Source organism: Corynebacterium sp. 212_CJEI, assembly GCF_001055915.1.
In the GTDB taxonomy this organism is placed as follows: Bacteria; Actinomycetota; Actinomycetes; order Mycobacteriales; family Mycobacteriaceae; genus Corynebacterium; species Corynebacterium jeikeium_D.
The window spans coordinates 18410-43392 of sequence record NZ_JVPT01000059.1; the positions used below are offsets into that span (position 1 = coordinate 18410).

Annotated in this window: 22 protein-coding genes and 2 tRNA genes; 12 read left to right on the forward strand and 12 right to left on the reverse strand. The window is 59.3% G+C overall.

The window, feature by feature from the left end; all coding sequences use genetic code 11:
* Nucleotides 1–69: 69 nt before the first annotated feature.
* The gene (locus ADB02_RS06975; protein ID WP_049190233.1) at nt 70–777 is read left to right on the forward strand and encodes a hypothetical protein; all 708 of its coding nucleotides are present in this window, start codon (nt 70–72) and stop codon (nt 775–777) included.
* On the opposite strand, the gene ADB02_RS06980 is transcribed toward ADB02_RS06975, so the two are convergent.
* Complete coding sequence (locus ADB02_RS06980) at nt 774–1781, reverse strand: acyl-CoA thioesterase (protein ID WP_016421392.1); 1008 nt, start codon at nt 1779–1781, stop codon at nt 774–776. The two genes, ADB02_RS06975 and ADB02_RS06980, sit on opposite strands and share 4 nt — an antisense overlap.
* A 29-nt stretch (nt 1782–1810) precedes the next feature.
* Here ADB02_RS06980 and ADB02_RS06985 point away from each other — a divergent pair, with 29 nt between their 5' ends.
* The 3 genes from ADB02_RS06985 to purM all read left to right on the forward strand — a co-directional run bounded on the left by ADB02_RS06985 (nt 1811) and on the right by purM (nt 5097).
* Nucleotides 1811–2251: a sterol carrier family protein gene (locus tag ADB02_RS06985; protein ID WP_049190234.1), complete on the forward strand. Its 441-nt coding sequence runs from the start codon at nt 1811–1813 to the stop codon at nt 2249–2251.
* A gap of 54 nt (nt 2252–2305) precedes the next feature.
* On the forward strand, nt 2306–3874 hold the full coding sequence (purF, locus tag ADB02_RS06990; RefSeq protein ID WP_049190235.1) for an amidophosphoribosyltransferase: 1569 nt from the start codon (nt 2306–2308) through the stop codon (nt 3872–3874).
* Nucleotides 3875–4032: 158 nt separating this feature from the next.
* Entirely contained in the window at nt 4033–5097 is a 1065-nt protein-coding gene (gene purM / locus ADB02_RS06995; protein ID WP_016421389.1) for a phosphoribosylformylglycinamidine cyclo-ligase, read from the forward strand.
* A 370-nt stretch (nt 5098–5467) separates the two neighbouring features.
* On the opposite strand, the gene ADB02_RS07000 is transcribed toward purM, so the two are convergent.
* Nucleotides 5468–5650: a DUF3073 domain-containing protein gene (locus ADB02_RS07000; RefSeq protein WP_005511943.1), complete on the reverse strand. Its 183-nt coding sequence runs from the start codon at nt 5648–5650 to the stop codon at nt 5468–5470.
* Nucleotides 5651–5910: 260 nt separating this feature from the next.
* Nucleotides 5911–7065, reverse strand: a complete 1155-nt coding sequence (locus ADB02_RS07005) for a YgfZ/GcvT domain-containing protein (RefSeq protein WP_049190237.1) — start codon at nt 7063–7065, stop codon at nt 5911–5913.
* A gap of 80 nt (nt 7066–7145) precedes the next feature.
* On the opposite strand from ADB02_RS07005, the gene ADB02_RS07010 reads away from it, so the two are divergent.
* Nucleotides 7146–8033, forward strand: coding sequence for an aminodeoxychorismate lyase (locus ADB02_RS07010; protein WP_049190238.1), 888 nt, complete (start codon nt 7146–7148; stop codon nt 8031–8033).
* A 77-nt stretch (nt 8034–8110) separates the two neighbouring features.
* Here the strand turns inward: ADB02_RS07010 and ADB02_RS07015 are convergent, their stop codons facing one another.
* Complete coding sequence (locus tag ADB02_RS07015) at nt 8111–8791, reverse strand: FABP family protein (protein ID WP_016421386.1); 681 nt, start codon at nt 8789–8791, stop codon at nt 8111–8113.
* Nucleotides 8792–8892: 101 nt separating this feature from the next.
* On the reverse strand, nt 8893–9750 hold the full coding sequence (locus ADB02_RS07020; RefSeq protein ID WP_016421385.1) for a DUF2993 domain-containing protein: 858 nt from the start codon (nt 9748–9750) through the stop codon (nt 8893–8895).
* A gap of 81 nt (nt 9751–9831) precedes the next feature.
* Between ADB02_RS07020 and mshD the strand changes: the two genes are divergently transcribed.
* The 5 genes from mshD to pstB all read left to right on the forward strand — a co-directional run bounded on the left by mshD (nt 9832) and on the right by pstB (nt 15256).
* Nucleotides 9832–10740 (forward strand): mycothiol synthase, encoded by a 909-nt coding sequence (mshD, locus tag ADB02_RS07025; RefSeq protein WP_049190240.1) that lies wholly within the window; start codon nt 9832–9834, stop codon nt 10738–10740.
* 341 nt (nt 10741–11081) lie between these two features.
* The gene (gene pstS / locus ADB02_RS07030; RefSeq protein WP_016421383.1) at nt 11082–12179 is read left to right on the forward strand and encodes a phosphate ABC transporter substrate-binding protein PstS; all 1098 of its coding nucleotides are present in this window, start codon (nt 11082–11084) and stop codon (nt 12177–12179) included.
* Nucleotides 12180–12416: 237 nt separating this feature from the next.
* Nucleotides 12417–13460 carry a phosphate ABC transporter permease subunit PstC gene (gene pstC, locus ADB02_RS07035; protein ID WP_049173061.1) on the forward strand — a complete coding sequence of 348 codons (1044 nt, stop codon included), beginning with the start codon at nt 12417–12419 and terminating at the stop codon, nt 13458–13460.
* Nucleotides 13461–13537: 77 nt separating this feature from the next.
* On the forward strand, nt 13538–14431 hold the full coding sequence (pstA, locus tag ADB02_RS07040) for a phosphate ABC transporter permease PstA (protein ID WP_042388200.1): 894 nt from the start codon (nt 13538–13540) through the stop codon (nt 14429–14431).
* A gap of 48 nt (nt 14432–14479) precedes the next feature.
* Nucleotides 14480–15256 (forward strand): phosphate ABC transporter ATP-binding protein PstB, encoded by a 777-nt coding sequence (pstB, locus tag ADB02_RS07045; protein ID WP_016421380.1) that lies wholly within the window; start codon nt 14480–14482, stop codon nt 15254–15256.
* Nucleotides 15257–15707: 451 nt separating this feature from the next.
* Here pstB and phoU read toward each other — a convergent pair whose 3' ends face one another.
* From phoU to ADB02_RS07075, 6 genes are all read right to left on the reverse strand, one after another.
* On the reverse strand, nt 15708–16445 hold the full coding sequence (gene phoU / locus ADB02_RS07050; RefSeq protein ID WP_080969597.1) for a phosphate signaling complex protein PhoU: 738 nt from the start codon (nt 16443–16445) through the stop codon (nt 15708–15710).
* Nucleotides 16446–16535: 90 nt separating this feature from the next.
* Nucleotides 16536–17693: a tRNA dihydrouridine synthase DusB gene (dusB, locus tag ADB02_RS07055; protein ID WP_049190250.1), complete on the reverse strand. Its 1158-nt coding sequence runs from the start codon at nt 17691–17693 to the stop codon at nt 16536–16538.
* A 132-nt stretch (nt 17694–17825) separates the two neighbouring features.
* Nucleotides 17826–19565 (reverse strand): thiol reductant ABC exporter subunit CydC, encoded by a 1740-nt coding sequence (gene cydC / locus ADB02_RS07060; RefSeq protein WP_049190242.1) that lies wholly within the window; start codon nt 19563–19565, stop codon nt 17826–17828.
* Nucleotides 19562–21112, reverse strand: coding sequence for an ABC transporter ATP-binding protein/permease (locus tag ADB02_RS07065; RefSeq protein ID WP_080969598.1), 1551 nt, complete (start codon nt 21110–21112; stop codon nt 19562–19564). The genes cydC and ADB02_RS07065 overlap by 4 nt, the downstream gene beginning before the upstream one ends.
* A 29-nt stretch (nt 21113–21141) precedes the next feature.
* Nucleotides 21142–22158 (reverse strand): cytochrome d ubiquinol oxidase subunit II, encoded by a 1017-nt coding sequence (gene cydB / locus ADB02_RS07070; RefSeq protein WP_049190244.1) that lies wholly within the window; start codon nt 22156–22158, stop codon nt 21142–21144.
* 19 nt (nt 22159–22177) lie between these two features.
* Complete coding sequence (locus ADB02_RS07075) at nt 22178–23767, reverse strand: cytochrome ubiquinol oxidase subunit I (protein WP_049190245.1); 1590 nt, start codon at nt 23765–23767, stop codon at nt 22178–22180.
* Between the two features lie 202 nt (nt 23768–23969).
* Between ADB02_RS07075 and ADB02_RS07080 the strand changes: the two genes are divergently transcribed.
* A tRNA-Lys gene (locus ADB02_RS07080) sits at nt 23970–24042 on the forward strand.
* 76 nt (nt 24043–24118) lie between these two features.
* On the opposite strand, the gene ADB02_RS07085 is transcribed toward ADB02_RS07080, so the two are convergent.
* Complete coding sequence (locus ADB02_RS07085) at nt 24119–24649, reverse strand: NUDIX hydrolase (RefSeq protein ID WP_016421372.1); 531 nt, start codon at nt 24647–24649, stop codon at nt 24119–24121.
* A 200-nt stretch (nt 24650–24849) separates the two neighbouring features.
* Between ADB02_RS07085 and ADB02_RS07090 the strand changes: the two genes are divergently transcribed.
* Nucleotides 24850–24925, forward strand: a tRNA-Glu gene (locus tag ADB02_RS07090).
* Nucleotides 24926–24983 lie beyond the last annotated feature (58 nt).

The following is a 24983-nucleotide window of genomic DNA, read 5'->3' on the forward strand; positions in this document are numbered from 1 at the left end:
TGAGCCGTACGTAATGGCCTAGTCTGCGGCTCCTGCTGCAGAAGAGGGCGTGCAGTTAAACTGTGGTTCATGACTTCACCCGACATGCGTAACGAGGCCGAGCACGACCCTCGTGAGGATTTGCCGAGCTTCCTGCGTGAGCCGGACAAAATAGACAAGCTTCTCTATGCAGCGCTGATGCTGGTTGCCGTGTATGGCTTTGCAATCATCCCGTTCCGTGCGGTTTTGCTGCTCAAGTACACGTTCTTGCACACATGGCTGACAGGATCGAATCTGTCGGTGCTGATTCTCGCGTCGGAAAACGAGGACCGGCCGCTCTTCCTCTTCGCTGTTGTAGTGATTGCGGCGCTTTCGACAATCAAGTTCATGCCGTTCTTCTACTGGATGGGCAAGAAGTGGGGCACGGAATTCATCACGATGAGTTTCGGCGGACACCCACCGCGATGGTTTAAGAAGATGGAGAACTTCATCTATGAACGCATCGGGCTGAGTGTGCTGGCATCGTTTGTGCCATTCTCGCCGATTCCGGCCACGATTGTCGTGGCCATCGGTGGTATTGCGAAGGTGCGCGGCTGGGTAGTAGGCGTGTACCTCTTCCTCTGTGCCGCAATGCTCAAGTGCTTCTACCTGTACTTGGGCCTGAAGTTTGGCCCAAGCATCCAGGGCTCCCTGCAGACGATTGACCGGTACGTCACCTACATCACCTTCGCGCTGATTGGCTGGATGTTCCTATCCATCTGGTGGAAAAACAGGAAGCCGGGTAGCCAGGCGGCTTAATCCTGTTCGCGCTCAATCAGCGGCAGCGGGCTGTACTTGTCACGCAATGCCTTCAGTGACAGATCGTGAGCGTGCAGGCGCTTGTCCTCATCCGTCGTCGGCTGGAAGTGCGGTACCGGCTGCGGGTTGAAATCGTCATCAATTGCGACATACGTCATGGTCGAATGCAGTGCCTTGCGCAGGCCGCCGACACCCTTGCGGGGCTCACAGCAGTAGACCTGCACCGACAGGTGCATCGAGGTCGTGCCTGTACGCAGGATGCGTGCGCGCACCTCAACCAGGTCGCCAATGTGGATTGGGCTGTAGAAGCGAATACCACCTGCGTAGACAGAAATGGTCTGGCGCCCTGCCCAGTTGGTGGTAACTGCCGTCGCAGCCTCGTCGATCCACTCCATGGCGGTGCCGCCGTGGACGTTTCCGCCCCAGTTGACATCGGTCGGCTTTGCCAGGAAACGTGTGGTCAGTTCGGGTGCGGAAGAGTCCGCGGAGTAGGTCTGCGCGCGCATGCTGGCTTCGATGTCGCGGCGGAGCTCAAAACGGGAAAGAGCGGCTTTCTCAACGCGCTCTTCTTCCTCTGTTTGCGGCACCCACTTCGGCACCGGAGTCGACTTACCGTTTTCATCCATGGCTACGAAGATCACCAGGCAGTCAGCTGCGCGGGTGAACTTGCCCTCGCGCGGATCAGCCGAGAGCACCTCATTGACGATGTGCATGGAACTGCGGCCGGTATGCGCAATCTTGGAGCGCACCTCAACAATGTGGCCGCTGGGAATCGGGCGAGTGAAGTGAATGTGACCGAAGTACGCAGTCACGCAGTAGCGTCCCGACCAGCCGGTCGCGCAGGCGTAAGCGGCCTTGTCAATCCACTGCAACACACGGCCGCCGTGGACGGAATTGGTTCCGGCCATAATGACATCGGTCGGCGACGCCATAAAACGGAGTACAAGAGATGGTGACGCTGGAGCATGCACCTGTTCAGCTTTTTCAGTTGACTGCGTATCCATATATGAAAGCATAACTCTAGGATGAGGTTATGGTATCCAAAATCTCGCCTTTCGACGTTCGCAGCGCTCTTTCCACCGCCGCACCCTGGGCGGCGCAACGGCTTCTCGGCCGCGAGTTGCTGTCTGACCAAGAGGCTGTCCCCTTCATCGGGGCGGATGGGGCGCAGGGGTCGTCGTTAAGGCGTGCGAGCCTTGCCAAAGCGGTGCGTCTGTCCGTGCGGATGCTCGCCCAAGAGGCGCCGGGGCATAGCGTCGAGGTGCGTGTGCCGCCCTTCGTCGCGGTCCAGTGTATTGAGGGGCCCAGGCACACACGCGGTACGCCGCCCAATGTCGTGGAGATGTCGCCGGAGATTTGGCTGGGACTCGCGTGCGGAATGATCACGTTAGAGCAGGTGCAGGCGCACATCGATATGTCGGGCACGCGCGCGGCGGAAATTGGGAATCATCTGCCGGTGGCGCGCATTTCTTAAAGCCCGTGGGGGGGGGGATGCTGAATTGGTGCCTAGGCGGGTGGGGCTATTAGTGTGAATGTCGTGGCCGATACCAACATTTCAGGTGCACCAAAGTCCAAACTTTTGCCAATTTCGCCTTACGACGATCTGGGGGAGACATCCCCGCGCGAAGAATGTGGCGTTTTTGGCGTTTGGGCACCTGGCGAAGACGTGTCCAAACTCACCTACTATGGCCTGTTTGCCCTGCAGCATCGCGGCCAGGAAGCCGCCGGTATCGCAGTCGGCGACGGCGACCAAATTCTCGTATTCAAGGATCTCGGGCTTGTTTCCCAGGTTTTTGATGAGCAGACGCTCGACGCCCTGAAGGGGCACGTAGCGGTGGGGCACACGCGCTACACCACCGCTGGCGCTCCTGCGTGGGAGAATGCACAGCCGATGTTCCAGATGGCCTCTGACGGCACGGACATCGCGCTGGGGCACAACGGCAACCTGACCAACCACCTCACGCTGTTCCATGAGGCGGTCGACAAGGGCCTGCTGCGTGAAGAGGGCGAGCTGCCCAGTGACTCCGCAATCATGACCACTTTGCTTGCCGACGAAACCGGCAAGATTGACCACCCCGAAGATTACGGCTGCAGCACCAATGTAGAAGCGGCCGCGATGGCACTGCTGCCGCGTTTGAAGGGTGCTTTCTGTCTTACTTTCACCGATGGCGAGACGCTGTACGCCGCGCGTGACCCATACGGTGTGCGCCCGCTGTGCCTGGGGCGCCTGTCCGGTGGCTGGGTAGTCGCATCCGAGACTTGCGCGCTGGATATCGTCGGTGCATCGTTCGTCCGCGAGATCGAGCCAGGCGAGATGGTGACCATTGATGCTTCTGGTGTGCGTTCGCAGCGTTTTGCCGAGACCGCCCACGCTGGATGCATTTTTGAGTACGTCTACCTGGCGCGCCCGGACTCCAACATCCGTGGTCGCTCCGTCAACGCGGTGCGTCTTGAGCTGGGCCGCCAGTTGGCACGTGAGTTCCCGGCTGACGGTGACCTGGTGATGCCGGTGCCGGAATCCGGTACCCCGGCCGCTGTTGGCTACGCCCAGGAATCGGGCATCCCGTTTGGACAGGGGCTGACCAAAAACGGCTACGTGGGGCGTACCTTCATTCAGCCTTCGCAGACGATTCGTCAGCTGGGCATCCGACTGAAGCTGAACCCGCTGAAGGAAGTTATCGCCGGTAAGCGCTTGGTCGTGGTCGATGATTCCATTGTCCGCGGCAACACCCAGCGTGCCCTGATTCGCATGCTGCGTGAGGCCGGTGCAAAGGAAGTGCACGTGCGCATCGCCGCACCGCCGGTGAAATGGCCGTGCTTCTACGGCATTGACTTCGCCTCTCCGGGCGAGCTGCTGGCCAACGGTGTCGATGAGAATGACATTGTCTCCGGTATCGCAACCGCGATTGGTGCCGACAGCCTGGGATTTGTCTCCATCGATGGCATGGTCGCCGCTTCCGAACAGGCAAAGAGCGAAGTGTGCTGTGCCTGCTTCGATGGCAAGTACCCGCTGGGTCTGCCGGAGGGCAATCCGAATGCGGCAGCGGTTGAGAGGATGCAGGCAGCCCAGGCTGCCAAAGCCGCAACGAGCAATTAGCCTCGAAACCTCCTTAGAATGAACTACGAGAACTGAACCGAGAACGAAGCGCAAGCGGTGCTGTAGATTGCAGCCGTTGCTTTGTTCCCGGTCCGCCAATACTCCCGGATACGGCAGTAACGCCGCCCGGGGGAGAAAGTTTAAAGCGAGAGCCTCTAATGACCGAGAACGTTTCTGGTGCTTCCTACGCTGCAGCCGGTGTCGACATCGAAGCCGGCGACCGCGCCGTTGAACTATTCGCCCCGATTGCCAAGAAGGCCACTCGCCCAGAGGTCCGTGGCGGGCTCGGTGGTTTTGCCGGCCTGTTTGCACTGGGCAACTACGAAAAGCCGCTGCTGGCCGCATCCTCCGATGGTGTGGGAACCAAGTTGGCCGTGGCGCAGGCCGTCGGCAAGCACGACACCATTGGCCTGGACCTGGTCGCCATGGTCGTCGATGACCTGGTTGTGTGCGGCGCCGAGCCGCTGTTCCTGCAGGACTACATTGCAATTGGCAAGGTCGTGCCGGAGCACGTCGCCGAGATCGTTTCCGGCATCGCCGAGGGTTGCGTCCAGGCGGGTTGCGCCCTCCTTGGTGGCGAGACTGCAGAGCACCCGGGTGTGATGGAACCGGGTGAGTACGATGTCTCCGCTACCGGCGTCGGTGTCGTGGAAGAGGACAAGCTTCTCGGCCCGGACCGCGTGCGTGAGGGCGATGTCATTATCGCCATGGAGTCCTCTGGACTTCACTCCAATGGCTACTCGCTGGCTCGCTACGTTCTCCTGGAGAAGGCCGGTCTGGAGCTCGACGGTTACGTCGAGGACTTCGGCCGCACCCTCGGGGAGGAGCTGCTGGAGCCAACCAAGATTTATGCGAAGGACTGCCTGGCTCTCATGAACGAGGCCGAGGTCCGCACTTTCTGCCACGTCACCGGTGGTGGATTGGCTGGCAACATGGTTCGCATCATGCCGGAAGGCCTGACCGCTGACATGAGCCGCGCAACATGGACCCCGGGGCCGATCTTCAAGACCATTGCTGAGCTCGGCAACGTCTCCCGCGAGGAGATGGAGAAGACCTTCAACATGGGTGTTGGCATGGTTGCGATTGTTTCCGCAGAGGACCGCGATCGTGCACTGGCTCTGCTGACTGCCCGCCACATCAACGCTTGGGAGCTGGGTACTGTCCGCAAGAGCGAGGCTGGCGAGGACGGGGCTGTTTTGCGCGGCAGCCACCCGCGCTTCTAAGCGTCGGCCGGCCGTCGGTTTACTGCGACGGGCGGCCGGGGACTGGGCCGGCTGGTCTGCCGTGGAGGGCGGCCTACTGATGCGACGGGGCGGTCTAGATTCTGGGTTGCACAACGGAGATCCCAGAAAACCACGGGCTGCAAATGTGAAACTGTATGAGTTTATGACACTTTCGAGCCGTTTTTCGGGCGATTTTTGTCATAAACGCAGTCAGTAACTCGGATTGATCCGCCACCGCCGAACATAATCGGCGGAACATAAACGCAGTCGACTAAGCAAAAGCAAGCACCCACCAACGGAATCGTTGGTGGGTGCTTGCTTTATTGAAATAGAAACGCTTTGCGGAAAATACGACAGCGGTTAGCTTGCGCTAGCTGTCGCGACCAGCGCCTGAGGCCCATTCCTCCCAGTCAGAGTAATAGTCGTCTCGATCGGACTCGTTCGACTTGCCGACGAGTTCCCGCTGCAGACGTTCCAAATCCATTTCTGGTGAATCGTACTTGAGCTGACGGGCAACCTTCGCCTGCTTTGCTTTCGCACGGCCGCGACCCATGGCCTGACCCCCTTGTGTAATCCGTGGGGCGGCACGGGGATACGGCCGACCCACTTATGTCTTATTGCGTTAATTCCTGTAAGACACCATAGCCGATTTTTAGACGAAGGGGTTACGCGGGGAGGCCCATAGTGGGTCGTGTCCTCGCGCTCAGACAACTCAATATGTGCTGTGGCCTGGGGAAATGTCCTTTCTGAAAAAGAATGGAAAAAGTTATTTTTTCACCACTCTGTCTGGTGGCTTTACCTATTTCCTGTTACCTATTTCCCACGCAGGCGGTTGATGGCCACACGGCCCGGCGGCAGCTGCTCAACGCGGTCGATGGAGGAAGGGTCGACGGCCACGGCGCAGTCACCCACCACAAGGCCCTCGCGCTCCTGAGCTGAGCGTTTAAGCAGAGCCAAAGCAATCGGGCCGTAATCGGCATGTTGCACGACGGTGCCCACGCGGCCCACGGCGCGCTTGCCCATCATCACTGGATTGCCGGTTTCCGGCAGGGTGGCCGAGCCGTCGAGCTGCAGCATCACCAAAACTCGTGGGGAGCGACCAACATTGTGGACACGTGATACCGTCTCTTGGCCGCGATAGCAGCCCTTGTCCAAGTGCACGGCAGCCGTGTCGAATTCAGAAGCAATCCAGCGGGGAGCCTCATGCGGAATCATCTTCTCGTCTACGTCGATTCCCAGCTCGGGCCGCAAGGAGACTACGCGTTCGGCCTCCCAGCCCATCAGGCCGACTGGGGAGGCGCCAGCGGCCACCAGCGCGTCCCAAGCACCGACTAAATCCTGTCGGCGTACGAGCACATCCACACGCCCGCCGCGTGGCCACGGCAGGTGCCGGACGTAGGAATGTCCCACAGTCGTAGCTTTACCCACCTGCGGGAATGCGAGACCAGCGGCTACCAGGACCTCAGGGGCATTCGGCCCCATGACGGAAATAATCGCCCTTTCTACCTCAGCAATTTCCACCTTGGACCAGAACACCATCATGTTCAGGTACTTCAACAGGGAGTCGAAGCCGGCAGGGGGCACGTCGATAAGCACGGAATCGTCCAAAACAGTCAACGTCATGTGATGGAGAACGTGACCGTTTGCATCCAGGTTCAGTGCTTCAGTGACAGTGCCGGGAGCGGCTTCGTCGACCTTCTGCGAAAAAAGTGTGTTGAGGTAGGTCAGGCGATCCTCGCCAGTGACCTCAATAACGCGGTAGTACGAGCGATCTACTACGCCGCAGTCCTCCTGCAGGTGACGTTGCTCTACCAGCGGACGGCCGTAGTGCCATGCCACGCTAGCTTGCCCTGTGGTTTGCTCAACGTTTTTCGCTGAGTTTCCGTCTGGGGCGTTCTCTGAGGCCTTCTCCAAACCTTCCATCTGTCCGCCCAGTTCGAGGGCAGCGGCGCCAGCCACGTGAGACATCAAAGGACTTACATACTCAACACTCACTCCCTCATGTTAACCAGAAATCCTCAAATTAAGCATGGATTAAGCTTGTGTGTATGACGGATTCGCTTTCTTCTCTAGTGCTTATCGACGTCTTCGCAGACGGCGGCCCGATTGCTGTCGAGGCAGGACAGCCGTTCCTCTACGCGGATGATCTCGGAGCTATTCGCGGCGACGGAGTTTTTGAAACACTCCTGGTCAGGGGTGGTCATACCTGTAATACTGACCGGCACGAGAAGCGATTCGCATCGTCAGCGCTAATGCTGGATTTGCCAACCCCAGATCTGCAGCAGTGGCGGGCGGCTACCGAGGTCGCACTACAGGAGTTGCGCGATAGGTCAATTGAGGGGGATGCGACGTTGCGGTGGGTGTACTCGCGTGGTCGTGAGTCCACCGGAGAGCCGACTGGCTACGTTTTGGCTAGCTCCGCGGAAAAGGTGGCGGAAAACCGTCTGAAGCCGGTATCGGTCATGCTTGCAGAGCGCGGTTTCTCGCTCGACCTTGGCTCCCGTGCACCGTGGGCGCTCATCGGCGCGAAAACGTTGTCATACGCAGCTAATATGGCCGCTTTGCGCTATGCCAAGTCCAAGGGTTTTGACGATGTCATCTTCACGTCCGCAGAGGGCAAGCTCTTGGAAGGCCCAACATCGACCATCATCGTTCAGCGCGGCAATGAACTGCTGACTCCCAACCCCGGTGAAGGAGTGCTGCCGGGCACAACTCAGGCAGCGCTGTTTGAAACAGCCGCCAACTGCGGCTGGAAAGTCACCCCGACGGTCCTGGTGCCCGGGGACCTATTCACCGCCGATGCGGTATGGCTGGTGTCTTCGGTGCGTATCGCGGTCGTGGTTAAGTCCATCGATGGTGAGCCCATCCGGCAGCCGGATGCAATCGCGGAAAAGGAATTCCGCGACCTGTGTGACAAGGCGCTGGCGACGCAGTAGGGCCCCAAATAGTAGGGCTTGATGCAGTTGGGCGACGCAGTAAGGCCACACAACGCCCGTCGTAAAGCGGGGAGAACCTAGCCCGCGTAGCGCTTGAGCTGCGCGGACATGCGGGGAGCGAATTCCTCATCCCGCAGGCGCTCGTCCACCCACCCGAGATCGTTGTTCGGCATCAGACCGTAGAGGCGCTTGCCCGGGCCAAGGGATGCAGGACCGGTAGCAGTGACCATTGTGGAGGCTGCCTGCAGTTCCCATGCACGCTCGGAAACCGGCTTGCCGTAGTAGATCTCAGTGACGCCGGTGGAGTGGACGCAGATGAACTCAATCTCGTCCTCGTTGTTAATGCGCCAAAATCCTGTTTCGCGCTGGTCAGGGCCGGTCGGCTTGCCTTCTTCGTCCAGCTTCCAGATGCGCGACTCATACTTCAGGTAGTTCTCGCCATCGTGGCTGAAAATGAGCTGCTGGCCGAAGTTGTACTCGCCGTCGACGACAGTGTTCGCCTGCCCCTCACCGCGCCACACGCCGACCAGCGGCAGTAGTGCCAGCAGGCCGTCGTGAATATTCGGGCCGAAGCGCAGGTTAGCGGTCTCGTCGGGGATCGGGAGCCCCTCAAGCTCAGTGATGTTGCGCGTAGCGGTGCTCTTGGCCTGTTCGGCCGCGCGGTTGATGGCCTCGTTGCCGTCGAGGCGAGGGGCTTCCGCAGCTGCAGGCTCCTGTGCAGCGGCGTCTGTCTGGTTGCTGCCATTCTTCTCGGTCATGCTTCACACTCTACCGCTGAAGCTCTTGTGGCCATGTATGGGCTGTTGTCGCATGGTGCTAACGCTGCACCGACGCTTAACGGCGATGCTTGACGACGGCCTTAGCGACGCACCCGACAGTTCTTCTCCGGCAGCTTCTCCGTGGATTGAGCTGACGCCTCGGCATCCTGCTGGGATGTCGGCGGCATGAAGTTTGTTGGCGACACGGTGCACAGAATCTGTTCGCCTTCGATGGTGATAGAACCGCCCGACACGTACACGCGAGTCGCCGGCATGCCCATCGGTATCTCTGAATCCCGCAGCGTCAGAGCGAAGGTGTCCATGATGTGCTGCGTATCAGCCTCAGACAGCTCAGGTTTGATGTGGCTTTTAGAATCCGTTGGGGACGAGGGCGCAGAAATAATCTCCATCGGCGTAATGACCACGTCGCGGCTGACAATGCGCAACTTCGCCGTAACCTGGGTTTTTCCCTGCCATCCGGCTGGCGTGGCCTCGAAGATAGCCTCGGTCTCCCAGCCGCCGGTGGGGGAGGAGTCCTTCAGGCTCTGGATACTCAAGTCTGTCAGTCCCAGCTTGTTTCCCAGAGAGACACCGTCGAGCGAGAGCTTAGTGAAGTACTGCTTCGTCGGCGATTCTGGGAAATTACCGCTGAGCACCGCCGATGCCGGGACCTTAACGTTGGAGGCTCCGTACTCCAGAGATACCAAGCCGAAGTCGGGCACCTCGACATCGCGGATGCGCGAGGTTACGGAGCTCCATTTTCCCGTAACAAAAGAGGACAAGTAGGCCTTGCCACCAATGGCGACGTATGGGGTCATCTCCAGCTGAGCAGTCTCCTGAATATGCTCGGAGAGCTTGTACTCCGCATGGCTGGCGAAGCCCATGTCGGTGGCAATCACCAGCGCGGCAACGGCGAGGATAGAGCCACCGATCTTCTTCTGTCGTCGGGAAATGGACACACTCTATTAGTACCCCATCGCTTTTGGCTCAGACGACATCGGGGAAGTGTTGAATTCGCTGCTGTGTATAGGGTGGGGCGTATGAACGTAACCGAACTGCTTGACGTAGACACCACCGCCGCCGATACGCTACTGCAGCACGCCCACTCCGCCGACGGCGTGGAGGCGTTCGGCGAGGCTTTCGTCCGAGGGCTTGACGACGAATCTTTCGGGCATCGACACTTTGCGATTATTGAGAACGACCGTTACTTGGGCCTGGCAGCCGTTGCGCCAGATGCTGTGGAAATGGCTGTTGACCCGGAGTTTCGTAAGCAAGGAGTGGGGGCGAAGCTGCTAGCGCACATCGATGCTGAGGTCGGCGAGCGCCTGCCTATCTGGGCTCACGGAGATGTTGCCGGTGCCAGTCGTTTGGCAGAGTTGACGGGACGCAAGGTCATCCGCGAGCTGTTGCAGATGTCCATTTCGAGCTCAGCGTTGGAGAAGGCGGCGGGGGACGTCGATAAGCGTGATGATGTTGAAGCGCTAACCCTGGCTGCGGCACGTGCGAAGTGGGGTGAGGCGGCCGTGGATCGGGCGTGGTTGGCTGTGAATAACGAGGCGTTTGACTGGCATCCGGAGCAGGGTGGTTGGTCGCAGCCACAACTCGATCGAGCTCGAAACGTGCAGTGGTTCGACCCGGAGGGCGTTTTCTTTGCTGCGGATGTGGCCGGGGCGCGCGACAGTGCGGAGGAGATTTGCGGTTTCCACTGGACGAAGTGGCACGCCGAGGAGTCTGTGCCAACTGGTGAGGTGTATGTGATCGGGCTGAGCTCGAAGGCACGCGGACGTGGCCTGGGGCGATGGCTGACCAATGTTGGGCTTTCCTATCTCCGGAACCGGGGAGCGGAAAAGGTAATTCTCTATGTGGAAGGCGACAATGCGCCGGCAGTGCGCACGTACCGTGCGGTCGGTTTCGAGGTGGCCCGCCGTGATGTGATGTACGGCGCGTAGATGCGACGGTTCGGTTTATTGGGGGAGTTATTGAAGGCGAGTTGTTGAAGGGGGAGCTTAGCTTTATCTCAGTTTTAGGTGGTTTTCCTCTGGCGCGGGGGCAATGATTCTTGTGTTTTTGAGGAGATGCTGTCCAATCCTCAGTGTTTCAGGGGCGCATTTTAGGGCCTCTTACAGGGAAAATGAGGATAAATAAAGAATTACTTGCGCCGTTCACCAATTGTTAATGTTCTGAACAGGTTCCGGTTACTATCGGTAGATAGGTTCAGCGCAGTGGACCGGAGTGTGGCGGTTCCACGTGAACTGTTTCACTCATTGTGTAAAACCCCGGAGGATTTACTGTGCTGAAGAAGAACCGTGCGGCATCTGTCATTGGTTTGGCCGCTGTTGCAAGCCTTACCCTGGCTGCTTGCTCTGAAGAGGGCGGCGAAGGCGCTTCTAACGTTGAGGGTCTGGCTGACGTCACCGGTGAGCTGCAGGGCGAGGGCGCTACCTCGCAGCAGCGCGCCATGGATTTGTTTGCCACCAAGTTTGAAGAGACCGGCTCGACCCTGTCGTACAACGCATCTGGCTCTGGTTCCGGTCAGACTCAGTTCATTGCCGGCACCGTTGCTTTCGCTGGCTCTGACTCCCCGCTGAAGGAGAAGGACGGCAAGGACCAGGTCGCAGAGGCTAAGAAGCGCTGCGACGGCAATGAAGCATGGCACCTGCCGATGGTTATCGGTCCGGTTGCCGTTGCCTACAACCTCGAGGGTGTTGACGTCGCTCTGACCCCGGCTCTGGTTGCTGAAATCTTCGACGGCAAGATCACCAAGTGGAACGACCCGAAGATCGCTGAGGTCAACGAGGGTGTCGATCTTCCGGAGAAGGACATCAAGGTTGTCTACCGCTCTGAGGAGTCCGGTACTACTGATAACTTCATGAAGTTCCTGAGCGCAGCTGCTCCGGAGCAGTGGCAGCACGAGGCTTCCAAGTCCTTCCCGACTGCTACTGGCCAGGGTGCTAACGGCTCGGCTGGTGTTGTCAACGAGGTCGCCAACATCGACGGTGCTATCACCTACGTCGAGGCTGGCTTCGCTGAGGACAAGGACCTGGGCATCGCCAAGATGGACTTCGGTCATGGTCCGGTTGAGCTGAACAACGACACCGTCGGTAAGGCTCTGGATTCCGTCACGTTTAAGACTGAGGGTCACAACATGGTTGTTGACACCGACGCTCTGTTCGCAATGGACGAGGAAGGCGCTTACCCGCTGGTTCTGACCACTTACGAAATCGTCTGCTCCGCTGGTTACGACGAGCAGACTCGTGACCTGGTTAAGAACTTCCTGAAGGTTGTTCTGGAAGAGGGCCAGGGCCCAGAGCTCGAAGAGCTGGGTTACATCCCGGTTCAAGGTGAGTTCAAGGACAAGCTGTCCGCAGCGGTTGACGCTATCAAGTAATTCTTTGCGTGCAACGCGGGTGAAAGCAGAGTGAGCTCTGTCGTTACCCCAGTTGGCGCGAGGGTCACTTCAGCCGGCCACGCAGATTTGAGCTGTAGGCCGAAAACCTGACGTAGACCGGTTGGCTTTATATATCGACACCTCAGTTGATTGGGTACCGCTCGTAGAGGGGTACTGAGGCCAATCGGTCTTCATGTGCGTTGAAGCACAAATCACTTCTACTTAGGAAATGAGATCATGAGTTCCTCGACTCCCATTGAAGGGAAGCAGGAGGCTGTAGACAGCAGTCTGTTGCAGTCCTCAGCACCGCAGGTGGATTCCTCCGGCGACGAGAGCTCGGAAGAGCAAGCCATTCAGACCGGCGTTGTTCGTCCTGGTGACCGAATCTTCAAGATTCTGGCGGTAGGATCTTCCGCATTGGTGACTGCTGCCATCATCGCAATTGCAGTGTTCCTGCTCCTGCGCGCAGTTCCGGCAATGTCCCGTAACGAAGCGAACTTCTTCACCTACACCGAACGATGGAACCTGGCGGATACCTCCGCCATGTACTTCGGTATTCCGAACATGTTTCTGGTGACCGTCGCGGTTTCCATCCTGGCGCTGATTCTGGCTATGCCGGTTGCGCTGGGTATTGCCATCTTCCTGACTGCCTATGCTCCAAAGAAGATGGTCAAGCCGCTGGGTTACCTCGTGGATTTGCTGGCCGCAGTGCCGTCGATTGTTTACGGTCTGTGGGGCTTTATGGCTCTCGGTCCGGCATTGGCTGGTCTGTACGGGTGGTTGGCTAAGACGCTGGGCTTTATCCCGATGTTTGCCCTGTACCCAAACTCGCCGGCATTCGAGACCGGTCGAAACCTCTTCACCGGTGGCATTGTGCTGGCAATTATGATTCTGCCGGTTATTGCGGCTACCACCCGTGAGGTCTTTGTTCAGACCCCGCGTGGTCACATTGAGGCATCGCTGGCTCTCGGTGCGACCCGTTGGGAGATGGTCAAGCTGGCTATTCTGCCATTCGGTCGTTCTGGCTTTATCTCCGGCTCGATGCTGGGTCTGGGACGTGCCCTCGGTGAGACGATGGCTCTGTACCTCGTAATCTCCCCGTCCTCGGCATTCCGTGGCTCGCTTTTCGACGGTGGTACCACCTTCGCAACCGCAATTGCTAATGCGGCACCGGAGTTCAATGACAACCTCAAGGCCGGCGCTTACATGTCCGCAGGTTTGGTGCTGTTCTTGCTGACCTTCGTGGTCAACTCCGCAGCCCGAATGATTGCGAAGAAGTAGCAAGGTCGTAGGAAAAGAAACGAGAAGTAACAATGACTAGTTCAACTACTGATTCTTCGCCTCACGGCCCTGCAGACATGGTCCCCACCACCGAGTCGGCATTCACCCAGATTAAGGGTTCCCGCAAGGTGGCGGACAGCGTCTCCACGGTCCTGATTTACTTCTGCATGGCTCTTGCTCTGGTCCCGCTGGTGTGGGTTCTCTTCGAGCTTGTCGTCCGAGGTACCCCGTCACTGCTGAGTGGTGAGTGGTGGACTGCATCCCAGCGCGGTGTCACCGTTGGTGCGTCTGCCGGCGGTGTTGCGCATGCAATCGTCGGTACCTTGGTTCAGGCTCTGGTTACTACTCTCATGACCGTGCCGTTCGGTATCTTCGTCGCCATCTACTTGGTCGAGTACGCAGGTAACTCCCGCCTGGGCAAGGTCACCACCTTCATGGTCGACATTCTCTCCGGTGTGCCGTCGATTGTCGCGTCGCTGTTCATCTACTCGATGTGGGTGGTCATGTTCGGCATGAGTCGCTCCGGCTTCGCCGTCTCGCTGGCGCTGGTTCTGCTGATGCTGCCAATCGTTGTCCGCAACACCGAGGAAATGCTGCGCATCGTTCCGCACGAGTTGCGTGAAGCCTCTTACGCTCTGGGTGTTCCGAAGTGGAAGACCATTTTGAAGATCGTGCTCCCGACCGCACTGTCGGGCATCGTCACCGGCATCATGCTGGCCGTCGCCCGCGTCATGGGTGAGTCCGCACCGATGCTGATCCTGGTTGCAACCTCACGAATCATCACCTATAACCCGTTCGGCCAGTCGCAGTCCTCGCTGCCGCTGTTCATGCTGGACATGTACAAGGCCGGTAATACCGGTGCGGCATTCGACAAGATGTGGGGCGCAGCGCTCACGCTGGTTCTCATCATTGCCCTCATCAATATCCTGGCGCGCGTCATATCCGCCAAGTTCTCCGTCAAGAGCAGTTAATGCTGGGCGCCTAACGTCCGCTATTTCAAGGAAGGTTTTTGAAAGACCATGGCTAAGCGCCTAGACCTTAACGATGTCAACATCTACTACGGCGATTTCCACGCTGTGCAGAACGTCGACCTGCACGTCCCGCCGCGTTCCGTTACCGCATTCATTGGCCCGTCCGGCTGTGGTAAGTCCACCGTGCTCCGTTCGCTGAACCGTATGCACGAGGTCATCCCGGGTGCCTACGTCACTGGCGAGGTGCTTCTCGACGGCGAAAACATCTATGGCCCGAAGATCGATCCGGTCTCTGTTCGTAACACCATCGGTATGGTGTTCCAGCGTCCGAACCCGTTCCCGACCATGTCCATCGAGGACAACGTCGTGGCTGGCCTGAAGTTGGCCGGTGTTAAGAACAAGGCTCATCTCCAGGAGGTTGCCGAGAAGTCCCTGCGCGGCGCCAACCTCTGGGATGAGGTCAAGGACCGCCTGGACAAGCCGGGTGGCGGCCTCTCTGGTGGTCAGCAGCAGCGTCTGTGTATCGCACGCGCAATTGCAGTTGAGCCGGAAGTTCTGCTGATGGACGAGCCGTGTTCCGCACTGGACCCGATTTCCACTCTGGCAATCGAGGACCTGATTCATGAGCTGAAGGAAGAATTCACCATCGTCATCGTGACCCACAACATGCAGCAGGCAGCTCGTGTGTCCGATCAGACCGCATTCTTCTCCCTCGAGGCAACCGGTAAGCCGGGTCGCCTGGTTGAGGTTGGCCCGACCAAGAAGATCTTCGAGAATCCAGACAAGAAGGAAACCGAGGACTACATCTCCGGTCGCTTCGGCTAAACGCTTTGCGTATGCCGTAATAAGCCAATAAGAGCCCCGTACTTCACGCGTGTTCACGCGAGGTACGGGGTTCTTATTGTTGTTGCAGTTTATGAGATTGCTATGTCGCGCACATGTTTTGCCACCTGATTGTCTAACCGCGGAGGTGATTTGTGCCGGGGAAAACAGTTTTTGTGGCGGGATCAAGCAGTTACTGACTAGGTTTATGTCAGATGAATAGCGTTTACTCACAGTAAAGTGTCATAAACCTAGTCAGTTTCTCGGGCTGGGGCAGTGTTTGGCTGGGGAGGTGTTTAGCCTGGTGAGGCTTAAAAACGGCTCCACTCCGGCCTAAAATCCGCGCCCTAGGCCAGCAGCCACCCCCCCCAACATCCCTACAGCTCAGCCCAACACCCAGCCCCGCCCAGCAGCCCTACAGCCCAGCCTCCCAACAGCCTGCAGCTTCACGGACCTACATACGCAGGTGACGCTCCAAGGCCTGCAGGCGTTGGTTAAAGCTGCGCTGGTCGCGCTCATCCTCGAGCTTGTCCAGGTAGACATCGCGCTTGTAACCGGTGGCCAGGTAAATAATCCGGGCGGCAACCTCGACAGCGTGATCCGCGTAACGCTCGTAGAAGCGGCTCAGCAGAGTGACATCCACTGTCTGCGCAGGGGAGTGCGGCCAATTATCGTCGTTGGTCAGCGTAAACAGGTGCTGGTGAATGTCATCGATGCTGTCATCGGTCTTATCCAAGGCCAATGCCTGGTCAACGTCGTAGTCGATGAGCACCTGACGGGTTTCGTGCGTCATCTGTTCAGATACGGAGGCCATCTCGCGGAAGAACCCCTCCACGGGCTCTGGTAGTGCCTTGTTCGGGTGGCGACGCCGGGCAACGTTGGCAATATGCACACTCAATGCGCCCATGCGGGAGATGTCCTCGACAATGTAGAGGCCACTGACAATCTGTCGGAGATCACCAGCCACAGGAGCTTCGCGGGCCAACAGCTCGAAGGCTCGCTGCTCCGCATCCTGGCGCAGGTCCTCGAGAGAATCAATCTGGGAAAGAACTGTTTCAGCCGAGACCAAATCAGCCTCGAAGAGGGCCTTGTTCGCAAGCTTGTGCATGGAGCCAACTCGGTCACACATCACAATCAGGCTGTGAGCCAAGTTGTCCATTTGTTCTCGGTAGACAGTGCGCATGCGTTCCATAGTAGGCAATCCTCAACAACGTCGCGCGTTAGTGGGGAACCCCCAATTACCCCTCGTAAAGTTATGTAAACACTCGCTCAGAACCGAAGCTTAGCCACCGGAGTGCATAATCTCCGCGCCCTCGGGCACGGTGTCGTCCTCCGGGTCGTCCAGCCAGCCCTCCGGCAAGACCACCTTTGCAGGGGACCCCTGTCGGCCGCGGGCGCCGTCGGCGTCCTCCGGGCGGGCGTGGGCGCTGGGGCCGTCGTAAAGCGGTGCGAGAATCTCGTCGAGCGTTGCCAGCGAATCGACGCGCGCAAGAGACTTCCGCACCTCACTGCCGGCAGGGTATCCCCGCAGGTACCAGGCAATGTGCTTGCGCAGGTCGCGGCAGCCCTTACGCTCGCCCTCGTGCTCCACGAGCAGTTCCGCGTGACGACGGATAATCCCCGCGACCTCACCAAATGTTGGTGCCGGCGGCACTTCTTCGCCACGCAGCTCGGCGGACAACTGCGCGAACAGCCACGGGCGGCCAAGGCAGCCGCGACCGACGACGACACCGTCGCAGCCGGTCTCGTCGAGCATTTTGCGGGCATCGGTGGAGGCGAAGATATCGCCGTTGCCAAGCACTGGGATATCGCTGAAGCCGGAGTCGACCATGTGCTCCTTCAGCCGCGCGATCTGTGACCAGTCAGCGTGGCCGGAGTAGCGCTGCGCTGCAGTGCGGGCATGCAGAGCCACAGCCTGGGCGCCCATCTCAGCGGCGATGCGGCCGGCGTCGAGGTGCGTGTGGTGCTCGTCATCGATGCCGACGCGGAATTTCACGGTCACCGGGATGTCCGTGCCCTCAGTGGCTTTTACCGCTGCGGCGACGATGTTGCCGAAGAGACGGCGCTTATACGGCAGTGCCGAGCCGCCGCCCTTGCGAGTGACCTTCGGTACCGGGCAGCCGAAGTTCATATCGATGTGGTCGGCGAGGTTTTCGTCGACAATCATCTTTGCGGCCTCGTAGGTCCACTTCGGGTCAGTGGTGTAGAGCTGCAGGCTGCGCGGGTTTTCGTCAGGCGCGAAGGTGGTCATGTGCATGGTCTTCTCGTTGTGCTCGACCAGTGCTCGCGCGGTGACCATCTCGCAGACATAGAGGCCCGAGACCGTGCCTGTACGCTGCAGCTCCTGCTCGCGGCACAGCGTTCGGAATGCCACGTTGGTGACACCGGCCATCGGAGCGAGTACCACGGGGGAAGCGAGCTCAAAGGGGCCGATGTGCATGTGCGCGGACGTGGCATCGGCGGGCTTGGCGGCGCTGAGTGGACTCGTGGAGGTATCTAACACGTACAGTATTGTGTCACGCTGAACTGCCGTTTTCGAATCTGTTTTGGGCGGCCGGTTGAATCGCCCCGGTTAGCGCTGCGTCCGCGGATGCCTGACGACGATCACCGTTCGGCGACCCCTCCCACCGGGCAGGTCGGTGGTATTGCGGAGAATTTCCAGGATGTGGTTCGACTCTTCGTCGAGGTGTTCGGTGGGTTCGTCGAGAAGCAGGATTGGCGCTGTGCTGACAAGCGCACGGGTGAGAATGAGCCTGCGCCGCTGACCACCCGAGAGACTGTCCGCGCCGCTGTCCAGAATCGTGTCCAGGCCGTCGGGTGCGGCATCGACCCAATCGCGCAGGCCCACGGCGTCCAGCACGGAGTAAATGTCATCGTCGCTGACCTGCGGGTTACCAATAGAGATGTTGTCCCGCACCGTCGTGGCGAAGATGTGCTCATCCTCGGCGACGAAGCGCACCAGGTCGCACTGCTCCGTGTTTTCGTGGGGTTCTCCGGCACTTGCCGCACTGCGCCACAGCTCGCGTCCGTCTCCGTCAGCGATGGTCACCGTGCCCGCAACCGGCGGGATTAGTCCGGCGATTGTTTTCAGCAGCGTGGTCTTTCCGCTTCCCGACGGCGCCGTGATTTCCCGGTAGTCGCCAAAGGTGACCTCGAAGTTTTGCATCGGCAGTTGAGCTGGCTGGGCAGCGGGCTCTTCCGCAGTATTCGAGCTGTTGTCGTCGGGGTAGCCCACGATCAAGTCTTGAACCTGCAGAGTTGGCCGAACTGCCAGGTGGTTCTGAGGGAGCGTGGACGTGTGAATTGGCGCTGTGGGGGCTGGGGACGAGCGCATGACATCCGCTTCCTCTGATTCGCCCGCATTCGACGCAAGCGTCAGCAAGGCTTCCCTCGATTGCGCCAGTGTTTGCGCAGCAGCTGGCAGCGGACCAACCGCTTCAAAAGCAGCTAGCGGCACCAGAACCAGAACTGTCAGCCACTCGGGGGAGTGCAGTAAACCGCCTCCAGCGCCCCCGGCCGAATCCGTCACTAACCACGACGCTACGACCACGGTCAGGACAGCGGTCAACACGCTAGCCGCGGTGCTCAGTGCGGAGGCGCGGGCATTTGCTCGACCTGCGGCGTCATCGATGGCCGCAACCGTTTTGCTGGAGGATGACGCGGCAGAGACTGCCTCATCCAACTGGCCGTGGATACGCAGGCCGGCGGCGTCGGAAAGCAGCGCTTCGACGGCAGCGGCATGCGACTGAAGCGCGGCCGCGCGACGCTGACTTGAGCGCGCAGTGGTGCGATACGTCAGGTAAGGAGCAACACCGCCGGCCAGAAGCAGTCCCACCGCCAGGAGAACCGTAGCGGCAGGCGAGAGTAGAGCCACAAAAATGACGGCGATGAGAGAGGTCATCAGCGCCACCAATGCGGGCACTATTGATCGCACGACGGCATCGGCAAGTGCGTCAATATTCGCCCCAAGCGCTGTGACAATATCGGAACGCTCACGCAGCGCCAGCGTACGGTCGGCCACGAAATGCTCCCATAGCTTCACGCGCGAGCGCTCGGCGGTGCGCAACGCCACATCGTGGGAGACCAACCGGTCGAGGTATCGAAACGCAGCTCGCGAAATACCCAGCGCGCGCACAGACGTCACCGCCAAGGTGATGTCCATCAGCGGTGGCATCTGCCAAGAACGCGTAATCAGCCACGCCGACACCACGGTCAGACTCAGCGCGGACAGCAGCGTGATGGTGCCCGCCAACACCGGCCAAACCAGGTCGCGGGGTTTCACCAGGCGACGAAGCGCTTGCAGAGTAGTCATCGCGACTGCACCTCCACCACGCCGTCGGCGGCCGCAATCAACAGCGGATCATGGCTGGTGGCAATCACTGTGGCTCCGCGCCGGGCACGTGCGTGCAGGAGCCTAATCACGGACTGCGCACTGTCGGTATCCAGGTGAGCTGTCGGTTCATCGAGGAGGACGAGGTCGCGGGTGTCGTCGGCAAGCTCGCGCCGAAGCGCCTCCCGCTGACGTTGCCCGAGCGAGCGCCGCGAATTGTCTCCCACCGTCGCTGCGTCCAACACTGGGCGCTGGGGCAGCCACGCGATGCGCCGCAGCAGATCCTGGTCACGGAGAATGCGCTGGCCGTCGCGAATAGTTACGGAGCCTTCCAACCCCTCGTGCACGATGCCGGCGACCGCAAGCAGCGCTGTCGTCTTGCCCACGCCGTTCGGCCCCGCCAGCACCGTCACTGTGCCTGGCTGCGCGATGGCGCTTAATTCACTTGGCCGCACGCCGTCTCGCCCCGGCGCGGAAAGGCGTTCGAACACGACCGTGGGGGCGCTGTGGACACTGCTTGACGACGTTCCTTCGGCCACCTCTTCCACAGTTTCAGAGGTGGTGTCTGTGGAGTTTGGAGTCTGGCCAGCGTCCTTGTCTAACAGTTCCGTGACTTCGGTGGCAGCGACCACACCGTCCTGGGCGGCGTGGAATTTCTGGCCAACCTGGCGCACCGGGCCATAGATTTCTGGGGCGATGATGAGCACTGCCAGGCCGGTTGCCAGCGTCATGTGGCCTCCCAGAAGTCGGAAACCGATGCCGACGGCGATGAGGGCGATTGACAGGGTGGTGAGGAATTCCAGGACCGACGCGGATAGGAAAGCGATGCGCAGGACCTCCATGGTGGATTTCCGGTGGCGGGTCGACAGGCGCTTGATTTCCTCGCTGGGGGTGTCGGCCATGTTGTGCGCTTTGAGCGTTGGCAGGCCGATGACCAGGTCGAGAATCTGACCACGCACCGTGCCGATGTCGGCCAGACGGCGTTCTGTGCGGCCCTCAGTGAGGCGACCTACCAGCCACATGAACAGTGGAATGAGTGGCAGCGTGACAACCGCGATGGCAACCGATGGGAGGTCCAACCATGCGACTGCGACCAGTGCCATCGGGGTAGCCAGCGCTGCGGCCACCAGTGCGGGGAGGAATTCCGCCACGTAGACGGCCACACCATCGAGCCCGACCGAAAGCAATGCGCGCCAGTGCGCGGTGTCGACAGTGCGAGGATCGCGCAGAGCCAGGGCTCGCAGTGCCCGGCTGCGCAGGTCTGTGGCCACGCGTGCACCCGCAGATTGGCCGAAACGCACGAGCGCGTAGGAGCAGGCCACCCGAACGAGTACAGCGGCCGTGGCTATCAGCGCGAATAATGTCCAATTAGGAGTTGCCTCACCCAGAACCTGCGCCGTAATAGTGCCGATTGCCAGCCCCAACGCGATTGTGGCACCTGTGCTCGCGGCGGTCAGTGCGCCCGCGAAAATGACCCAACGCCAGGCTGGGGCCGACAGCTTGAATAGTTTCGGATCGACAGGTGCCACTTTTTAGAAACTAACCTCCAACGGACGGTCTACTGCGAGACCTTACGTTCAGCCATCAACCGCTTGCGGAATACCCAGTATGTCCACGCCTGGTAGGCAATCACCAGTGGGGTAATCACCAGCGCGGTCCAGGTCATGATTTTCAGCGTGTAAGGGTTAGAGGCGGAATTCCAGATATCGAGGGAAACGCCGTCGGCAAGCGTCGTCGGCATCAGATACGGGTACATGGCGCCGAAGACAACGGTGGTGACGGCGACTACGGTGACCGCGGTTGCGGAAAAAGCGATGCCATCGCGGTTGCCTACGGTTGCGGAGATGGCAATGACCAACCCCGCGACGGCGATGACGACAACAGCCCACAGCCAGGTCTTTCCGTAGCCCAGCTGTGTCCAGATGAGGAACACGCCGCCAAATATCAGCGCCGACAGTGCCGGAATTCGAGCGGCGTTGCCGACCTCGTCGCGTAGCTTGCCGGCGGTCTTCAGCCGCAGGAACGTAACTGCGTGAAGAGCGAACACAGCCGCAAACGCAATCCCGCCGACCAGGGCGTACGGGTTCAGCAACCCGAGCAGGGTACTAAAGCCGGAGTCCAAGTTCTTGTCGGCATTCAGCGGGACACCACGCACCAGGTTCGCGACCGCTACGCCCCACAGAATCGGCGGCAACCAGGAGCCGAAGATGATTGCGCGGTCGCACCAGGCGCGCCAGCGCTCATCGTTGACTTTGAAGCGCCATTCCAGCCCGACAATACGGACAATCAACGCCACCAGAATCAGGAAGAGCGGCAGGTAGAAGCCGGAAAACATGGACGCATACCATTCCGGAAATGCCGCGAAGAGCGCGCCGCCAGCGGTAATTAGCCACACTTCGTTGCCGTCCCATACCGGCCCGATAGTTCCGAGCATCGCTTTACGACGCGGTTCATCGCGGCCAACGAACGGCAGCAGCATTCCGACGCCGAAATCAAAGCCCTCGAGCAGGAAGTAGCCAGCGAAGAGGAACGCGATCAGGATAAACCACAAAACGGGAAGATCTAATCCGAACATGTCAGAGATACATCCTTATCTACTTTGTGTCCTCAGTCGCGGAGACTTCGGAGTCGGGGCTGGCAGCGGACTGGGCATGGACCTTGTTGAATCGAACCGGAGACGAGATGATCGCGCCCAGATCGGTAGCGATTGGGGACGATGGGCCAGCGTGCTCGGGGTCATTGCCGATGGCGTTGATTGCCTCAGCGGATTCGGTCGGAGGTCCGGCAATAACTGCGCGGCGAATCAACCAGAACCACACCACTGCCAAAATCAGGTAGAGCAGGGTAAAGCCCACCAGGGTGATAATCACCGTGGCCGGTGCGTGGTCGGACACACCCATATCGACGGTCATGCGAATCAGCTCGGTGCGCGGGTCGCCCGCGTGATCCGGGTTCGGGTGCACAATCCAGGGCTGACGGCCCATCTCCGTAAAGATCCAGCCAGCGCTGCTGGCCAAGAACGGGAACGGAATCGCGAGGATACTGCAAGCGGCGAAAATGCGGGCTCGCTTGCCCGTCGGCACGCGCCCCTTGCGAGTAAATAGCCAAGCGAAAAACGCGATAGCCAGAGAACCGACCATGAGCCCAATCATGGCGCGGAAAGACCAGTATGTGACGAACAGATTCGGAGAGTAATTGCCTGGGCCGAAGACCGCCTCAGCTTTTTCTTGCAGGTCCTGCACGCCCTGGAGCGTGACGCCACTGAACTTGCCCTCGGCCAGGAAAGGCAGCACCCATGGCACCTCGATGAGATGCAGCACCGAGTCGCAATTGTTGTGCGTACCGACGGTCAGAATCGAGAACATTGGATCTGTCTGCGTGTGGCACAGGGACTCGGCCGATGCCATCTTCATCGGCTGCTGCTCGAACATAAGCTTGGCCTGGATATCGCCGGTGATAAACACCGCCAGCGAGCTGAGCACAGTTGTCCAGAGCCCGACCTTCATGGACTTGTGAAACGTCCGTTCGTGAACAGTATTGCTCTGGCCACCGCGGCGGCTCTGAACCAGCCACCAGCCACTGACGCCGACAACGAGCGTGCCGGCGGTAAGGAAAGAGCTGGCCACGGCATGCGGGAAAGCTGCCAAGGCAGTGGAGTTGGTCAACAGTGCGCCAAAGTCTGTAAGCTCTGCGCGGCCGGTTTCCGGGTTGTAGACCGCGCCTACAGGATGCTGCATGAACGAATTGGCGACGATGATGAAATACGCCGAGATATTCACCGCAATAGCGACAATCCAAATCGAGAGCGTGTGCATCCAGGTGGGGATACGCCCCCAGCCGAAAATCCATAGGCCCAGGAAGGTGGATTCCAGGAAGAACGCGATGAGTCCTTCAAGAGCCAGCGGGCCGCCGAAGACATCACCGATCATGCGGGAGTACTCCGACCAGTTCATACCGAACTGGAATTCCTGGACGATACCCGTGGCTACGCCCATGGCGAAGTTAATAATGAAGATGGTGCCGAAAAATCGTGTCGCTCGGTACCAGAGGTCATTTTTCGTCGTGGCCCACAGTGTCTGCATGAGCGCGACGAGCGGAGCTAGACCAATTGTCAGCGGGACAAAAATGAAGTGGTAGACGGTGGTTATGCCAAATTGCCAACGAGATATATCGACGACATCCATGTTTCCTCGACTGAAAAAGTAGACATAAACGATGCGTGTACTCCGACGGATTTGTCGAAGCCTGCATCAAGTGTCCGCAGTATTCCTGCTTATTAATTCAGTCGGACAGGAGGGGTAAAAAGTTCCGGGGCGTGAACTTATCGACTCTCGAGGGGGCAATTATCAAAAATCGGCGCGCTATTGCTAGGCTATTTTGTTGCGCGGGCCTTTAGCTCAGCTGGTAGAGCTACGGACTTTTAATCCGCAGGTCGCGGGTTCGAGCCCCGCAGGGCCCACAAGCACGAAAAACCCCAGGTCATCAACGGCCTGGGGTTTTGTCGTATCTTGCCTGTATTTTTCCTTCTGCGGCACCTACTTCTCCCGCTTGTGGTAGCCCATCCGTGGCTTGAAGCCCGCCGGGTGCTTGAGCTGCGCCACTGCATCGGCGACTATCAGGCGGAAGCGTGGCTTCATCGGTGGCATCTGTGAGATCTGGAACCATCCGACATCAGTGGATTCATCATCAGCGACATAGGGGACGTCGTCGCCAACAACACTGCAGCGCATGGAGATATCCAGATATGAGGCAACATCGCCGTTGAGGTGTTCGATAGGGCCAACGGCGCCAGTGCCAAGCAGGGCCTCAACTGTGACATCGAGTCCCGTTTCTTCCTTTACCTCTCGCACGGCGGCGTCGTGAGGCTGCTCGTCCGGGTCGATAATTCCGGTGACTGGGGTCCATTCACCATTATCGGAGCGACGAACCAGCAAGACCTCGGGCAAGGCGTACATCGGTGCATTCGGCGGAACATCGCGAATGACGATAGCCGTGACACCGGGGAGCCAGAGCGGAGCGTGGCCCACTTTTTCGCGGAGCTGAACAATGAAATCCGGAATTGCCATAGTTGCGAGCTTATCTGAGTACTAGTAGCGTCCGCGGAAATAGTAAGAAACTCCAGTTCAACCGTGGATTTTGGGAAAAGGGTACTTATCCTCTATAGTTCTTTACGTTGCCAAGAGCGCGCGCAATTGCAATGTTCATACACTGCAGATGTACGCGGAATATGCCATTGAGTGGCCAACTCTTTGCAGCGTTAAGTCGGGCTCCCATCGTCTAGAGGCCTAGGACTCCGCCCTTTCACGGCGGCAACACGGGTTCGAATCCCGTTGGGAGTACCACTAAAAATCATGATGGCCCTGTGGCGCAGTTGGTTAGCGCGCCGCCCTGTCACGGCGG

What these genes read in the sequence shown, in the direction of transcription:
- ADB02_RS06975 (WP_049190233.1), top strand. Translation starts at nt 70, where the DNA reads ATGACTTCACCCGACATGCGTAACGAGGCCGAGCACGACCCTCGTGAG.
- ADB02_RS06980 (WP_016421392.1), bottom strand. Translation starts at nt 1,781, where the DNA reads ATGGATACGCAGTCAACTGAAAAAGCTGAACAGGTGCATGCTCCAGCG.
- ADB02_RS06985 (WP_049190234.1), top strand. Translation starts at nt 1,811, where the DNA reads ATGGTATCCAAAATCTCGCCTTTCGACGTTCGCAGCGCTCTTTCCACC.
- purM (WP_016421389.1), top strand. Translation starts at nt 4,033, where the DNA reads ATGACCGAGAACGTTTCTGGTGCTTCCTACGCTGCAGCCGGTGTCGAC.
- ADB02_RS07000 (WP_005511943.1), bottom strand. Translation starts at nt 5,650, where the DNA reads ATGGGTCGCGGCCGTGCGAAAGCAAAGCAGGCGAAGGTTGCCCGTCAG.
- ADB02_RS07005 (WP_049190237.1), bottom strand. Translation starts at nt 7,065, where the DNA reads ATGTCTCACGTGGCTGGCGCCGCTGCCCTCGAACTGGGCGGACAGATG.
- ADB02_RS07010 (WP_049190238.1), top strand. Translation starts at nt 7,146, where the DNA reads ATGACGGATTCGCTTTCTTCTCTAGTGCTTATCGACGTCTTCGCAGAC.
- ADB02_RS07015 (WP_016421386.1), bottom strand. Translation starts at nt 8,791, where the DNA reads ATGACCGAGAAGAATGGCAGCAACCAGACAGACGCCGCTGCACAGGAG.
- mshD (WP_049190240.1), top strand. Translation starts at nt 9,832, where the DNA reads ATGAACGTAACCGAACTGCTTGACGTAGACACCACCGCCGCCGATACG.
- pstC (WP_049173061.1), top strand. Translation starts at nt 12,417, where the DNA reads ATGAGTTCCTCGACTCCCATTGAAGGGAAGCAGGAGGCTGTAGACAGC.
- pstA (WP_042388200.1), top strand. Translation starts at nt 13,538, where the DNA reads ATGGTCCCCACCACCGAGTCGGCATTCACCCAGATTAAGGGTTCCCGC.
- pstB (WP_016421380.1), top strand. Translation starts at nt 14,480, where the DNA reads ATGGCTAAGCGCCTAGACCTTAACGATGTCAACATCTACTACGGCGAT.
- phoU (WP_080969597.1), bottom strand. Translation starts at nt 16,445, where the DNA reads ATGGAACGCATGCGCACTGTCTACCGAGAACAAATGGACAACTTGGCT.
- dusB (WP_049190250.1), bottom strand. Translation starts at nt 17,693, where the DNA reads ATGCACATCGGCCCCTTTGAGCTCGCTTCCCCCGTGGTACTCGCTCCG.
- cydC (WP_049190242.1), bottom strand. Translation starts at nt 19,565, where the DNA reads ATGACTACTCTGCAAGCGCTTCGTCGCCTGGTGAAACCCCGCGACCTG.
- cydB (WP_049190244.1), bottom strand. Translation starts at nt 22,158, where the DNA reads ATGTTCGGATTAGATCTTCCCGTTTTGTGGTTTATCCTGATCGCGTTC.
- ADB02_RS07075 (WP_049190245.1), bottom strand. Translation starts at nt 23,767, where the DNA reads ATGGATGTCGTCGATATATCTCGTTGGCAATTTGGCATAACCACCGTC.
- ADB02_RS07085 (WP_016421372.1), bottom strand. Translation starts at nt 24,649, where the DNA reads ATGGCAATTCCGGATTTCATTGTTCAGCTCCGCGAAAAAGTGGGCCAC.